This is a genomic window from Fodinicola feengrottensis (genome assembly GCF_010993775.1).
GTDB lineage: Bacteria > Actinomycetota > Actinomycetes > Mycobacteriales > HKI-0501 > Fodinicola > Fodinicola feengrottensis.
The window spans coordinates 1-13706 of record NZ_WOTO01000032.1; the positions used below are offsets into that span (position 1 = coordinate 1).

Here is a 13706-nt window from a genome sequence, read left to right on the forward strand (position 1 = left end):
GTCGCAGCCACAATGTAGCCGGCGGCAGGCAACCACGCTCGTTCAAACGCTTCGCTGACCGCGGGGCAGGAGCTTTTGCTGGCGCTGCGCCGAGTCGACGAGCTGATCGCGCGCTATCCGTTGTCGGGGCAATCAAAGGTCCGGTGGGTACGAGCGCGGACAATGCTGGCTGCAGCTGCGGCTCGCCGGCCGCCGCGGTTGACGAGCTGGAGGCGGCCGTCGCCCGGCACCTTGGTTTCCAGGACTCGCTGGTCAGCGTCGGGCAGGTCTACCCACGGTCGCTGGACCTGGACGTAGTGAGCGCACTCGTGCAGGCTGCCGCCGGGCCGGCGTCGCTGGCCACCACCATCCGGCTGATGGCTGGGAACGAGCTGGTCACCGAGGGTTTCAAGGCCGGACAGGTGGGTTCCTCGGCGATGCCGCACAAGATGAACAGCCGGTCGTCCGAGCGGATCACTGGTTTCGCGAACATCCTGCGCGGCTACCTGACCATGGTCGGCGCGCTCGCCGGCGACCAGTGGAACGAGGGCGACTGGTCGTTCGCGCTGCCAGACGCATTTTTCCGTTGGACGGCGGCTGACCGTGACCATCGGCGTCGGCTCCCCGCTGCCCGAAGTGCGGCGGTATCTGCCACCACCACGAAACTGTTGGTCGCCGCGGTGGGCGCCGGCGTCGGCCGAGAGACCGCGCACGAGGTCATCAAGGAGCACGCGGTGGCGACCGCGCTGGCCATGCGGGAGGTCGGTGACACCGACGGCTCGGCCTTGCTGGACCGGCTGGCTACCGATCCGCGGCTCGGGCTGACTGCCGCCCAGGTCCGCGACGCAGTTGGCGAGCCGCTTTCCTTCACCGGCCTCGCGCAGCGTCAGGTGGCCACTTTCGCTGACCTGGTGGCGAAGCTGGTGGCCGCCGACCCAGCAGCGGCGGCCTACCAACCCGGCGACATTCTTTAGGGCGCGTCTCCTCATCCACCTGGAATGAGGAGACCCGCCCTAGCCGCGTACGCCCAGAAAACGGTCGGCGAGGTGGAGGAACAAATAGAGGTTCGGGATTTTCTTGGCCGGCGTGCCACCGGCGGCCATCCACTTGCCGGCCCGCTTGATCGAGACGTAGCCCTCCCGTACGTTCACGGCCTCCACCTCGGGCCACGGGACGATGCCCTTGCGGATGGCGATTCCCGGCCGGCCGATGCTGACGTCGCCGAACTGTACGTTTTTCGCCACGGGACAGTTTCGCTTCCACCGCGGGCAGATGGGTCCGGGCGACCTGGTCGCAGACCAGCCGGCCAAGCCGCGCGATGTCGTCATAGAAATGGGTGAGCTTGGTCTGCACGTCGTCGTCGCGAATGATCGTGTAGACGTAGGTGGTGCCAGTTTTGATGCCGTTGGAATAATTCACGGTGATTTCCTGGTAAACAGAGGAAATCCGGTCCCAACGATAGGTCGACTCAGGGCCTGCGTGATTGACGGTCATGAATCCGTGGTCGAACACGTACACCCGCTTAGCGGCCTGTCTGGGGTTCAACGAGCTCTGGAAAGCCAGCCAGAGAAAGTAAAAGCCGACGAGAATGACCAGTGAAGCGAGTCCCATCACTATCATCGCTATGACGGCTACGGTGCGCCGCTTGGGGTGAAAAGTCGCGATGTGCCGGCCAAGACTTTCCTGATGCGCGCGGGTCAGAACGTCGTTCGGTGGTCTTTCCAGCGTATTCGCCATTGGCTGCGCGGTCACAATGCCCCGTTTCGTGGTGATGGGATTTGGCCGCTGAGGCGGGCCGGTCGTGACACTATCCGATGAGTGGTGCGCACATCACGCTTTCGCCAGGGTCGGTCATCGTACGTCTGGCGGGTTCGGTAGCGTATTGCAATGACAACGACGTCTCCCCGGCAGCCATCCCGGCCGACTGCTGACGAAATCCGTACGGCCCCCAAGGTGCTGCTGCACGACCACCTCGATGGTGGGCTGCGGCCGGCCACGGTCGCTGAGCTTGCTTCCGAACACGGCTACAAGGACCTGCCCACCGAGGACGTCGGTGCGCTCAAGAGCTGGGTTCCGGGACGCCGCCGACTCCGGTTCGCTGGTCCGCTATCTGGACACCTTCACCCATACCGTCGGTGTGCTGCAGACGCCAGACGCACTCGCCCGGGTGGCGTCCGAATGCGTCGAGGATCTGGCCGCAGACGGTGTCGTCTACGCCGAGGTGCGCTTCGCGCCCGAGCTGCACGTCGAGCGCGGACTCGCGTTGACCGAGGTCATCGAGGCGGTGCTGGCCGGTTTCGCGGACGGCACGGCGCGCGCGGCGGCGGCCGGCCGGCAGATCCGGATGGGTGCGCTGCTGACCGCGATGCGGCACGCGGCCCGGTCGCTGGAAATCGCCCAGCTGGCGATCGCGTACCGAGACAGTGGCGTGGTGGGTTTCGACATCGCCGGTGCTGAGGCCGGTTTCCCGCCCACTCGGCACCTGGACGCGTTCCAGCACATCCAGCGCGAGAACGGGCACTTCACCATCCACGCCGGCGAGGCGTTTGGGCTGCCCAGCATCTGGGAGGCGTTGCAGTGGTGTGGCGCGGACCGGCTCGGCCACGGCGTACGCATCGTCGACGACATCACCCCCCCCGGGGCCGCCGGTGGCGCCAGCGGTGCCCGGCTGGGCCGGTTGGCCGCGTACGTACGAGACAAGCGCATCCCGCTGGAGATGGCGCCGTCCTCGAACCTGCAGACGGGCGCGGTGGCGTCGATTGCCGAGCACCCGATCGGGTTGCTCCGCGAGCTCTATTTCCGGGTGACGGTGAACACGGACAACCGGCTGATGAGCGACACCTCGATGACCAGGGAAATGGCCCTGCTGGTGGACGCTTTTCACTACGGCTGGCGGGATCTGCAGTGGTTCACGGTCAATGCGATGAAGAGCGCCTTTATCCCGTTCGACGAACGGCTGGCCATCATCAACGACGTGATCAAGCCGGGCTACGCGAAGCTGATGAGCGACGCGTAAAAGGGTGACAGCTGACCACTGCTGAGTGGGTGTGATCAGCTGTCACCCGGCTTTTATTCGCTCGGAATGACAATCCAGAGCACGATGTAGACCAGAAACTGTGGCCCAGGTAGCAGGCAAGAAAGCACGAACAGGAACCGCACCAGGTTGGCGGAGAGTCCGAACCGCTCCGCGAGACCCGAACAGACACCGCCGATCCAGCGTCGATCTCGTGGTCTACGCAGCGATGACATGTGACTTTCCTTCGTCTCGGCGGTGTTTTCCTTTGTTGATTCCAAGCTAGCTCGCCGAATCGGCAATGCCGTCGCCCGCGTGGATGATTCCGACCGGATCCGGTCTTAGGGGTTTTCACTGAGGACGATCGGGTACGGCCAGGCCTGGGTAGAGTTTTCTCCGGCGCACAGTGGGCCAGCAACAGACATCAGGGAGTGTGGCGCGTGACCGAACAACCACTCGGCCTCAACGGCCGGACCTTTGCCGAGGAGGCGGTCCGGCGGATCGGGGAGTTGGCTCGTACACAGGCCGAGGCCATCTCGGCGGCGGCCGATGTCGTGGTGGCGGTCTCCCGCGCGGACGGCGTGCTGCACGCTTTCGGCACCGGCCACTCGGAGGCCTGCGCGCGATGGAGATCGCCGGCCGGGCCGGTGGCCTGGTGGGTACGAACAAGGTGTCGCTGCGGGATGTGGTGTTCATCGGTGGGATGGATCCGACCGGCGTGGACCCGCTGCTGGAGCGTGACCCGGCCACTGGCCGGCAGCTGTTTGGGCTGGTCAAGACCGCCCCCGGCGATGCTTTCGTGGTGATCTCCAACTCCGGCGGCAACGGGTCCGTCGTCGAGTTCGCGCTCGCGGTGAAGGAAGCCGGCCTGCCGCTGGTCGCGATCACCTCGGTGGCGCACTCCAGCGCGATCCAGTCCCGGCATCCGAGCGGCAAGCGGCTGTTTGAGATCGCGGACATCGTGATCGACAACCTCGCCCCGTACGGGGACGCGATCCTCGACCTGCCCGGCGGTGGCAAGGCCTGCGGGATCTCCTCCGTCACCTCGGCGACCGCCGCGCAGATGGTCGTCGCCGAAGCGCTGGCCCGGCTGGTCGCGGACGGCGGCACCCCACCGGTCTACTTGTCCGCGAACATCCCGGACGCGGACGAGCACAACCAGAAGCTGGAAGACCACTACGCCGGCCGCATCCACCGCGGGCCCTTCTAGCGAACCCAGGACACTAAGTGGACGAGACCGTTATCGGCGTCGACGTCGGCGGCAGCAACACTCGCGCGATGCTTGCCACCCTGGACGGCGAGGTCCGCGCGGTAGCCGGCGCTGGCGCCGGCAACCCCGTCAGCGTCGGTGCGGCCGAGGCCGCGCGCAACGTTCTGGACGCATGTTTTGGCGTACTTGAGAACGAGCCGGCCGCGGCCGTACGCGCCGTCGCGATGGGCTGCGCCGGGGGCAGTGCGTCGTCCGAGTTCGGCCGGCTGGTGCTCGGCGGGCTGGCTGACGCCGGCGTACGCGGCCCGGTGGAGCTGCGGCCCGATCTGGAGGCCGCGTTCAGCAGCGGCACCGCCGAGCCGGACGGCTACGGTCTGATCGCCGGCACCGGCGCGACCGGTGCAGGTGAAGGGCAACCGTCTTCTCCGGTGCGTCGGCGGTGCGGGTTGGCTGCTCGGCGACGAGGGTGGCGGTTTCTGGCTCGGCCGCGAAGCCGTACGGGCCGCCGTCGCCGATACCGACGGGAGTGGGCCTACGACGAAGCTGACCGACCAGATCATCGGCGTACTGGACTGCACCCGAGAGCGCGACCCGCTCCTCAACGCGGTCTACGAGCGGCCACCGATCTGGCTCGCCAGCCTCGCCCCGATAGTGACCGCCGCTGCCGTCTGCGGCGACCCAGTGTCACTGTCTATTGTGGACAACGCTGCGCGAGCTTTGGCTTTACTGCTGGAATCCTTGCACCCGGAAACCGGTCAGCCGGTGGTCCTGATCGGTGGGGGGGTGGTCTCCGCCGGGTCGCCGGTGGCGGACCGATTGGCCGTACGATTGGCCGCGGCTGGACTGGTCAGCACGTTGGTGCAGAGCGGCGCTCCGGGAGCCACCTGGCTCGCGCTGCTGGAAGCGCGGCCGGACGACGCCGGCGCGGACGTACACGCGCGGTTGGTGGCACCTCGTACGTGAGAAAGCGGCGCCCGGGTGGGCGCCGCTTCTCTCAGGTGAGATGTCTGAGGTCGTCGAGGGTTTTGGCGTGGTGGATGGCGTTGACGGTGGTGACGAGGTCGTGTTGGGCCAGTTGGCGAGCGATGTCGTCGAGGGCGGGTTCGTCGATGGCGGGGTCGGTGCTGAAGTTCATCCGGAGCAACCCGGAAATGGTGCTGAACCGTTCCTCGTACCTGCCCTCGACTTTGCCCTCGACCTTGCCCTCGACTTTGCCCTTCTTGGCGCCTTCGGCGAGGAGTCCGCGGACGAAGCTGGACTCGTGCATGTCGATCGGCATTCCTGACTCCTTCCAGATCCTGTCCACTGTGGCGCTTGACAAGTGTAGCCCGGCGAACACCCTGGCCATGTCGGCAAGCTTGCCCTGGTCCGGGTCGCGGCATTCCCGAATTAATGCCAATGACTTCCGTAGCAATTCCCTTCGCTCGGCCTTGGTCGCCGCCTTCGCCAGCACGGCAAAGGGCATAGTGGTGGGCCGGGCGAGCAGTTCGGCCGCGTCCATCTCTCGTAATATGTGGCACTTATAGACGAGCGTCACGCCGTCCTGGCGCCAGATTTCCGGTGGGCTTCCGCCGCGCAGGATCACCACGTGCTGCTCCACCCGCCGGCCCGGATATTTGTCGAGCAGCCGGGCGAGGTAGATCAACATCGACAGCCCCAGGTTGGGCGGTGACGTGGTATGGAACTCGATATGCGCAAGGCGCCCTGGACCGACCTCGAGCAGGTAGTCGACCCGTTTCGGGTACGCCTCGAGGTCCTCGCCCAGGATCCGGACCGGCCCGGTGGTGGCGGTGCCGAGCCAGCGGCACAGCTCCGCCCGGTGGCCTGGGCTCAGCAGTTTGGCGGCGTTGTCGAAGACCGGACCTGGTCGGGTGTTGGTGGCCATTCGTGGTTCTCCCTCCGTTGGGTGATGACGCTAGGGAGGGGGACTGACAGAAAACGCGAGGAGGTGATCGGTTGACGGAGTGAGTCCTCACTCCGTACGATGGGACCCATGGCAGAAACACAGATGGCAGGCCCGCCGGCTCGCAAGAGGGCTCCGGGCATGACGACGGAAGAGCGCCGGGAGATGATCGTACGAGCCGCGTTGCCCTGGTGGTCTGCGAGTTCGGCGCGGCGGTCACCACCGCGAAGATCGCCCGCGCTGCCGGCATCGGCGAGGCCACGGTTTTCCGTGCCTTCGTGGATAAAGACGAGCTGCTGGCGGCCTGCGTGGCGGAGGCCGTACGGGCCGACCACGTGTTCGCCGAGGTGGCGGCCATCCCGCTGGACCAGCCGCTGGCGGCCCGGCTGGTCCAGGCGGTGGACGCGATGCGGGCGCACCTGACCAGAGTCGCCAGTGTGGTCGGGGCGCTGCAAACTTCCGGCCACCGCGAAACACGTCGAGGGGCGCCGGGAGGCCGACAGGAGATGCTCATGCTCAGCCGGTCGCGTGACCTGCTGGCCGACCTGATGGAGCCGGAGCGGGACAGCTTGCGGTTGCCGGTACGGCAGTCCGCCGCGCTGTTCCTCTCGGTGGTATTCGCGATGGCGCGGCCAGCCGACGGTTTTGCGCCGACCACTGCGGAGACCGTGGATTTCTTTCTTTATGGTGCATTGGCGAGGGGAGAAGAATGAAAGGCATGAGACTCGGCGCGGTCGGTCTCGCGGTGATTGCGCCCGTCGCGGTTTGGCTGCTCGCTACCGCGGTTTTCGGCGCCCGGCTAGTGGTTCCTGGGCAGTCCGGCGGGCCGCCGCTGGACATCGGTTGGCCGGCGGTCGTCGCGATTGCCCTGGTGGCTGGTCTGCTGGGCTGGGGGCTGCTCGCCGGGTTGGAAAAACTCACCAGGCGGGCTCGTACGATCTGGACGATCACCGCGGTCGTGGTGCTGGCACTGTCATTCGGGTTGCTGATCGGTCCTGGAATCGCGGCGAGTACGCGTACCTGGCTGGGTCTGATGCACCTGGCCGCCGGTGGCGTGCTGATTTTCCTGCTGCCCAGCCGAAAAAAAACAAAACGGGCGCAGTCTCCTGGACAACAATCGGCCAAGGAAGACGGCGCCCGCTCCGGTTGAACTCAGTCGTGCCACTTCACGGCGGCGTCGACCTTGCCGATGAGGCTGCGCCAGGCGATCGCGGCCCGCTCCGGGCTGATCTTGCGGACTTTGCGGCGGGCGATGAAACCGCTGGCCCGCAATGCGTCGTCAAGGTCGTCGAGCGGGGTGTCCGGGGCCAGCGCGGACAGCACGTCGTCGAGCTGGCACGCGAACGCGATGTCGCGGGTCACCTCGCCGGCACCGATCAGCAGGTCCTGGTCCCACACGTCGTGGCCGCCGCGCAGGTTCTGGACGACGAGATCCAGCTCGTACTCGTCCTCTCCCAGCGGTTGTACGTCCTCGGCCTTGATCGTCTCGACCAGCGCGGCCCAGGAGTCGTCCTTGAGGTCGTGCTCCGCGTCGCCCTTGACGTAGTCAACGAGCCCCTCGGCGGACTTGAAGAGCTGCAACTTGCCTTTGTGGGCAAGGAAAACAGCTTCTTCGAGTTCGTCGCCCTCATCGTCGGTGACGACCCGGTAGTGCCGCAGGGTGAAGCCGGTGCCGGACGGCAGCACGATCTCGACGGGGTCAATGTTGGCGGCCGCCCAGAGCGCTTCGGTCTCCTCGCTGCGCTCGACCGGCTCGTCGTCGTCCTCAGCTGAGTCGTCGGAGTCGTCCGAGTCTTCGGAGTCCGAGTCGTCGTCCTTGGCAGCGGCGCCCTCGTCGTCGTCGGACTTTTCGTCGTCCGAGTCCTCCTTGGCGGAGTCCTCATCGGAGTCGTCGTGAACGTCCGCGTCGTCGGCCTCGGCCTTGTCTGGCGAGTCAGCCTCGTCCGTGTCAGCTTCTTCCGTGCTGTCCGCGTCGACGCTGTCCGCAGCGGCCACGTCGTCGTCGGTGGCGTCCGCCTTGCTGTCGCCGTCGGTGGCGTCCGCGTCGTCAGTGGAGTCCGCGCTGGTCTCTGCGGCGTCAGAAACCTGGGAGTTGGCTTCGGACTCGATCTCGGCGACGTTCTCCGTCGTCGTGACCGCGGAGGCCTTCACCTCGCTGGGGGCGTCCTCATCGGCCTTCCCCCGCTTCTTCCAGAAAGCCACTGCCCCTCCGATGGGTGGACGACACTCGATGCGCCGAGCGTATCGGGACCGTTCCGCGTGGGTCGGAGGCGGGTACGGGGACGGCCCAGACCAAGCACCCCGAACCCCGGCCGTCGGACAACTAGACTCGCCGGCATGACCACTGTTACTGGTGAACGTCCCTCGGGCCGCGACACGCTTGCCGACGTGTCCGCCTCGGGAGCGTCGCTACGGCGCTTCCTGCACGGCCTGCCAGGCGTCGACCAGGTCGGGGCCGAGCAGCGGGCGGCCATGTTGGCCAGCAGGTCCATAAAGACCGATTCCAAGCAGGCAGGCCATTGACCTCGCCATCGGGATGATCGACCTGACCACGCTGGAGGGCATGGACACCGCCGGCAAGGTGCGCTCGCTATGCGCCAAGGCGCGCCATCCGGACCCGACCGACCCGACGTGTCCGCAGGTGGCCGCTATCTGCGTCTACCCGGACATGGTGCCGCTGGTGGTGGCCGAGCTGAAGGGCACCGGCATCCACACCGCGAGCGTCGCGAGCGGGTTCCCCTCCGGTCGTACGTCCCTGGACATCAAGCTCGAGGACACCAGGAACGCGGTGGCGGCGGGCGCCGACGAGGTCGACATGGTGATTGACCGCGGCGCGTTCCTGTCCGGCGACTATCTGTTGGTGTACGAGCAGATCGCGGCGATCAAGGCGGCCGCCGGGAAGGCGCATCTGAAGGTCATCCTGGAGACCGGCGAGCTGGTTACGTACGACAACGTGCGGCGCGCCTCCTGGCTGGCGATGCTGGCCGGCGGCGACTTCATCAAGACCTCGACCGGCAAGGTGGCGCCGGCCGCGACGTTGCCGGTGACGATGGTGATGCTGGAAGCGGTACGTGACTTCCGGGTCGCCACCGGCCGCCAGGTGGGCGTGAAGCCGGCCGGCGGCATTCGTACGTCCAAGGACGCGATCCGCTATCTGGTGACGGTGAACGAGACCGCGGGCCCGGACTGGCTTGACCCGGACTGGTTCCGGTTCGGCGCGTCCAGCCTGCTCAATGACCTGCTGCTGCAACGACAGCGGATGGCGACCGGGCACTACTCCGGTCCCGACTATGTGACGGTGGACTGATTTCCATGCGATTCGAGTACGCACCGGCGCCGGAGTCGACGGCGATCGTCGACATCAAGCCGTCGTACGGTCTCTTTATCAATGGTGAGTTCGTTTCCGGCAAGGACGGCGCCGCTTTCAAGACGGTCAACCCGGCCACCGAGGAGGTGCTGGCCGAGATCACCGAGGCCGAACCGTCCGATGTGGATGCCGCCGTCAAGGCGGCCCGGACCGCCTACGACAAGGTCTGGTCCAAGTTAAAGCCCGCCGAACGCGGGAAATACCTGTTCCGGATAGCCCGGATCATCGCCGAGCGCGCCCGCGAGCTGGCGGTGTTGGAGTCGATCGACAACGGCAAACCGATCCGCGAATCGCGGGACGTGGATATCCCGCTGGTTTCCGCGCATTTCTTCTATTACGCGGGCTGGGCGGACAAGTTGGCGTACGCCGGTTTCGGTCCCGCCCCCCAACCGCTGGGCGTCGCCGCGCAGGTGATTCCGTGGAATTTCCCGTTGTTGATGCTGGCGTGGAAAATCGCGCCGGCGCTGGCGTGCGGAAACACGGTTGTCCTGAAACCAGCCGAAACCACCCCGTTGACGGCGTTGGCTTTCGCGGAGATCTGCCAGCAGGCCGACCTCCCGCCGGGCGTCGTGAACATCGTGACGGCGCGGGCGACACCGGCCGTACGCTGGTGGAGCACCCCGGCGTCAACAAGGTCGCTTTCACCGGCTCAACCGACGTGGGCAAGGCGATCGCCCGCTCGGTCGCTGGTACGGCCAAGAAAGTCACGTTGGAGCTGGGCGGCAAGGCCGCCAACATCGTCTTCGACGACGCACCGATCGACCAGGCGGTCGAAGGCATCGTCAACGGCATTTTCTTCAACCAGGGCCATGTTTGCTGTGCTGGCTCGCGGTTGTTGATCCAGGAAAGTGTGTACGACGAGGTGCTCGACTCGCTTAAGCGACGCCTCATGACGCTGCGCGTCGGCGATCCGTTGGACAAGAACACCGATGTCGGAGCCATCAACTCGGCCGCCCAGCTGGAAAAGATCCGTGAGCTGTCGCAGATCGGCGAGAACGAGGGCGCGCATCGGTGGTCGCCGCCGTGCGAGCTGCCGGACCGCGGCTTCTGGTTCGCGCCCACCCTTTTCACCGAGGTCACGCAGGCGCATCGCATCGCCCGCGAGGAGATTTTCGGGCCGGTGCTGTCCGTCCTGAGTTTCCGTACGCCCGGCGAGGCGGTCGAGAAGGCGAACAACACGCCGTACGGGCTGTCCGCCGGGGTCTGGACGGAGAAGGGCAGCCTGATCCTGTCGATGGCGAACAAGCTGCGTGCCGGAGTGGTGTGGGCGAACACGTTCAACAAGTTCGATCCGACCTCACCTTTTGGTGGATACAAGGAATCCGGTTACGGCCGCGAGGGTGGCCGGCACGGTCTGGAGGCCTACCTCAATGTCTGACCGACTGGCCGTACGCAAGACGTACAAACTCTATGTGGGAGGAAAATTCCCACGCAGCGAGTCCGGGCGGAGCTACGTCGTGACTGACCACAAAGGACGGTTCGCCGGCAACGCCGCGCTGGGCTCCCGCAAGGACGCCCGCGACGCGGTGCTGGCCGCTCGCAAAGCCGTCGCCGGCTGGTCCGGCGCGACGGCGTACAACCGCGGCCAGGTGCTTTACCGGGTCGCCGAAATAGCCGAAGGCCGGCGCGCCCAATTTGTCGAGGACGTCGTTACGGCCGAGGGCGTTTCACGGTCGAAGGCCGAGTCCACTGTGGACGCGGCGATCGACCGCTGGGTCTGGTACGCCGGCTGGACCGACAAGATTGGTCAGATCGTTGGCGGCGCGAACCCGGTCGCCGGCCCGTTTTTCAACCTGTCCACGCCGGAACCGACCGGAGTGGTCGGGATTCTCGCTCCGCAGTCGTCGTCTTTGCTCGGTTTGGTCAGCGTTCTCGCGCCGGCGATCGCCACCGGAAACACGGTCGTGCTGGTGGCCAGCGAATCACGGCCGCTGCCGGCGATCACGCTGGCCGAGGTGTTGGCGACCTCGGACGTGCCGGGTGGAGTGGTCAACATCCTCACTGGCCGTACGGCCGAAATCGCCCCCTGGTTGGCCTCGCATGCCGACGTCAACGCGCTCGACCTGACCGGCGTTGCGGAGGAACTGGCGGTGTCGCTGGAAGTTTCCGCGGCGGACACCCTCAAGCGGGTCTGGCGTCGGACCGCGGCCGAACCGGATTGGACCGAAGAGCCTGGCATCGACCGCCTCACCACCTACCTGGAAACCAAAACGGTTTGGCACCCGATCGGCGTTTAGCGTAAGTCTCCTGCGCTAGGAGCGAACTGCCTTGCTGCTGCTGGGAACGTCCGCTTCAGTAGTTGGCATGGACGTTTTGGTGTTGGGTGGCACGGCCTGGGTAGGACGCGAGACGGCACGGGAGGCGATGGGTCGCGGGCATAACGTGACGTGCCTCGCGCGCGGCGAAAGCGGTGAGGTGGCCAGCGGTGCGACGCTGATTCGCGCGGATCGTAACGAAAAGGGAGCGTACGACGCGGTCGCCGGTCGCGACTGGGACGCGGTGGTCGAGGTTTCCTGGCAGCCCGGAATGGTTCGTGGTGCGCTGCGGGCACTCGGCGAGCGTACCCGGCACTGGACGTATGTGTCGTCCGGGAATGTGTACGCTTCGCAGGCTGTCCGAGGTGCCGATGAGAGTGCCGAATTACTCCCACCGACCGAGCTGGAAGAGGTCGACAGGTCGCTTTACGGCGAGGCGAAAGCGGCCTGCGAAAAGGCGGTTCGCGAAGCGGTGGGGGACAAGGCGCTGATCGCGCGCGCCGGCTTGATCGGCGGTCCCGGAGACCACAGTGGACGGACTGGCTACTGGGTGGCTCGCAGCGCTCGCGAGCCGCTGAATCCCTTGCTTGTCCCCGATATCGCACCCAACCCGACGCAGGTGGTCGACGTACGGGACCTCGTCAGCTGGCTGGTTGACTGCGCCGAACGCGGCACGGTCGGCGCGTACGACACCGTCGGGCCAGCCCTGACCTTTGCTGAATGGCTGGCGCTGTCCCGAAAGATCGGCGGCCACACCGGCGAGGTGGTGACCGCGCCGGAGAAATGGTTGAGCGACCAGGGTGTTGCCGAATTCATGGGGCCAGAATCCTTGCCAATGTGGATTAACGAGGACGGGTGGGAGGGTTTTCAGGATCGGGCCGGCGGTGCCGCGGTGACGGCGGGACTGCGGCACCGAACCCGCGAGGAACTCCTGCGCGATCTGCTCGCCTGGGAGCGGTCCGAGGGCTTGGACCGAGAGCGTCGTGCGGGCCTGTCCGCGGCCCGGGAGCGGCAGTTGCTGGCCGCTCTGTCGGGTGCGGGTAGGCTGTCGGCCGGGTGATAGTGTTCGGGCCGCTGCCGGCCTGATGAGAGACGTGTGATGAGTGGTACGCAGAACGACGGCTCAGCCGCGGATGCCGAACTTGATCTGGTCGACGCCGGAAACGCGGCGTACGACGAGGGCGATTTCGACACCGCCGAGCGATTCTTCCGGCGGGCGATCGACGCCGGCGATCTGACCATGCATCTCAACCTCGGCAATACTTTCGCCGAACGTTATGAGACCACCGAAGACCCGGCGGATCTGGCCAAGGCGGCGGAGTCGTACCGGATCGCCCTGGACGCCGGCGAGACCGACGCGTGGCGCAATCTTGGCATGGTGTTGGACAAAATGGGCCGCACCGATGCGGCGATCGAGGCGATGCGCTCGGCGATCGCCGCCGGTGACCAGGACGCCCTGCTGTTGCTCGGTTACATTTTTGAGGAGCAGGACGACGCGGCCAGCGCCGAAAAGGCTTACCGGGACGCGGTTGCCGGCGGCTGTGAATTCGCCGATGCCGCGCTCGGCTCTTTTCTGCTGAACGAAGACCGGATGGACGAGGCAGAGTCGGTGCTGCGCCCGATCGCGGGGAACCAACCCGATGCGCGGGCGGATTTGGGCACCCTGCTCATCCGGACGGACCGGCTGGCCGAGGCGGAACAGGTTTTGCGGGCCGGTTTCGGGGCCGGCGAAGTGGAGTCGATGATTCCGCTCGCGAATCTTTACCACGAGGATCTCGACGATCTCGACCAGGCTGAAGAAGTGTTGCGGACGGCGGTTTCGCTGGGCGAGCTGAACGCGATCAACAACCTCGCGGTGGTGCTGTGGGATCAGGGCCGCGAGGCCGAGGCGATCGAGCAGTGGACGCTGGCGGCGGACGGCGGCGACGAATTAGCTGTTTCCGCGCTGGAAGAAATCCACGCCGGCACGGACTAACCGG

At 66.4% G+C, this 13706-nt stretch carries 14 protein-coding genes and 5 pseudogenes; 13 read left to right on the forward strand and 6 right to left on the reverse strand.

Annotation, left to right across the window (positions count from 1 at the left end; all coding sequences use genetic code 11):
- Positions 1 to 953: pseudogene (locus GNX96_RS26825) on the forward strand (lyase family protein); the annotation flags it as partial.
- A 39-nt stretch (positions 954 to 992) separates the two neighbouring features.
- Here GNX96_RS26825 and GNX96_RS26830 read toward each other — a convergent pair.
- Complete coding sequence (locus GNX96_RS26830) at positions 993 to 1223, reverse strand: DUF6585 family protein (RefSeq protein WP_163570306.1); 231 nt, start codon at positions 1221 to 1223, stop codon at positions 993 to 995.
- A gap of 52 nt (positions 1224 to 1275) precedes the next feature.
- Positions 1276 to 1716 (reverse strand): annotated as a pseudogene (locus GNX96_RS64915) (DUF6585 family protein); the annotation flags it as partial.
- A gap of 150 nt (positions 1717 to 1866) precedes the next feature.
- Between GNX96_RS64915 and GNX96_RS55475 the strand changes: the two are divergent.
- Together GNX96_RS55475 and GNX96_RS26835 are read left to right on the forward strand one after the other, a co-directional pair.
- A pseudogene (locus tag GNX96_RS55475) lies at positions 1867 to 1947 on the forward strand (hypothetical protein); the annotation flags it as partial.
- Between the two features lie 7 nt (positions 1948 to 1954).
- Positions 1955 to 2995 carry an adenosine deaminase gene (locus tag GNX96_RS26835; RefSeq protein WP_279581584.1) on the forward strand — a complete coding sequence of 347 codons (1041 nt, stop codon included), beginning with the start codon at positions 1955 to 1957 and terminating at the stop codon, positions 2993 to 2995.
- A 53-nt stretch (positions 2996 to 3048) separates the two neighbouring features.
- Here the strand turns inward: GNX96_RS26835 and GNX96_RS26840 are convergent, their stop codons facing one another.
- Entirely contained in the window at positions 3049 to 3228 is a 180-nt protein-coding gene (locus GNX96_RS26840) for a PspC domain-containing protein (RefSeq protein ID WP_163570307.1), read from the reverse strand.
- A 204-nt stretch (positions 3229 to 3432) separates the two neighbouring features.
- Between GNX96_RS26840 and GNX96_RS64920 the strand changes: the two are divergent.
- A pseudogene (locus tag GNX96_RS64920) lies at positions 3433 to 3594 on the forward strand (hypothetical protein); the annotation flags it as partial.
- Positions 3595 to 3617: 23 nt separating this feature from the next.
- Entirely contained in the window at positions 3618 to 4202 is a 585-nt protein-coding gene (locus GNX96_RS26845; RefSeq protein WP_279581585.1) for a sugar isomerase domain-containing protein, read from the forward strand.
- Here GNX96_RS26845 and GNX96_RS26850 read toward each other — a convergent pair.
- Positions 4199 to 4618, reverse strand: a complete 420-nt coding sequence (locus tag GNX96_RS26850) for a hypothetical protein (RefSeq protein ID WP_163570309.1) — start codon at positions 4616 to 4618, stop codon at positions 4199 to 4201. The genes GNX96_RS26845 and GNX96_RS26850 overlap by 4 nt on opposite strands.
- Between GNX96_RS26850 and GNX96_RS26855 the strand changes: the two genes are divergently transcribed.
- A complete protein-coding gene (locus GNX96_RS26855; RefSeq protein WP_163570310.1) occupies positions 4608 to 5165 on the forward strand; it encodes a BadF/BadG/BcrA/BcrD ATPase family protein in 558 nt (185 codons plus the stop codon). The genes GNX96_RS26850 and GNX96_RS26855 overlap by 11 nt on opposite strands.
- A 31-nt stretch (positions 5166 to 5196) precedes the next feature.
- On the opposite strand, the gene GNX96_RS26860 is transcribed toward GNX96_RS26855, so the two are convergent.
- Positions 5197 to 6087: an RpnC/YadD family protein gene (locus tag GNX96_RS26860; protein ID WP_163570313.1), complete on the reverse strand. Its 891-nt coding sequence runs from the start codon at positions 6085 to 6087 to the stop codon at positions 5197 to 5199.
- 209 nt (positions 6088 to 6296) lie between these two features.
- On the opposite strand from GNX96_RS26860, the gene GNX96_RS26865 reads away from it, so the two are divergent.
- Both GNX96_RS26865 and GNX96_RS26870 read left to right on the forward strand, forming a co-directional pair.
- On the forward strand, positions 6297 to 6818 hold the full coding sequence (locus tag GNX96_RS26865) for a TetR/AcrR family transcriptional regulator (RefSeq protein WP_279581586.1): 522 nt from the start codon (positions 6297 to 6299) through the stop codon (positions 6816 to 6818).
- A 5-nt stretch (positions 6819 to 6823) separates the two neighbouring features.
- Positions 6824 to 7255, forward strand: coding sequence for a DUF6069 family protein (locus GNX96_RS26870; RefSeq protein ID WP_279581587.1), 432 nt, complete (start codon positions 6824 to 6826; stop codon positions 7253 to 7255).
- A gap of 2 nt (positions 7256 to 7257) precedes the next feature.
- Here the strand turns inward: GNX96_RS26870 and GNX96_RS26875 are convergent, their stop codons facing one another.
- Entirely contained in the window at positions 7258 to 8307 is a 1050-nt protein-coding gene (locus GNX96_RS26875) for a hypothetical protein (protein ID WP_163570315.1), read from the reverse strand.
- 334 nt (positions 8308 to 8641) lie between these two features.
- Here GNX96_RS26875 and deoC point away from each other — a divergent pair, with 334 nt between their 5' ends.
- From deoC to GNX96_RS26900, 5 genes and pseudogenes are all read left to right on the forward strand, one after another.
- Entirely contained in the window at positions 8642 to 9412 is a 771-nt protein-coding gene (gene deoC / locus GNX96_RS26880) for a deoxyribose-phosphate aldolase (protein ID WP_279581588.1), read from the forward strand.
- A 5-nt stretch (positions 9413 to 9417) separates the two neighbouring features.
- Positions 9418 to 10850: pseudogene (locus GNX96_RS64925) on the forward strand (aldehyde dehydrogenase family protein).
- On the forward strand, positions 10843 to 11709 hold the full coding sequence (locus GNX96_RS26890; protein WP_163570316.1) for an aldehyde dehydrogenase family protein: 867 nt from the start codon (positions 10843 to 10845) through the stop codon (positions 11707 to 11709). Before GNX96_RS64925 ends, GNX96_RS26890 begins: the two are co-directional and overlap by 8 nt.
- A gap of 31 nt (positions 11710 to 11740) precedes the next feature.
- The gene (locus tag GNX96_RS26895; protein WP_279581590.1) at positions 11741 to 12787 is read left to right on the forward strand and encodes an NAD-dependent epimerase/dehydratase family protein; all 1047 of its coding nucleotides are present in this window, start codon (positions 11741 to 11743) and stop codon (positions 12785 to 12787) included.
- Positions 12788 to 12826: 39 nt separating this feature from the next.
- Positions 12827 to 13702, forward strand: coding sequence for a tetratricopeptide repeat protein (locus tag GNX96_RS26900; RefSeq protein ID WP_163570320.1), 876 nt, complete (start codon positions 12827 to 12829; stop codon positions 13700 to 13702).
- Positions 13703 to 13706: the final 4 nt, after the last annotated feature.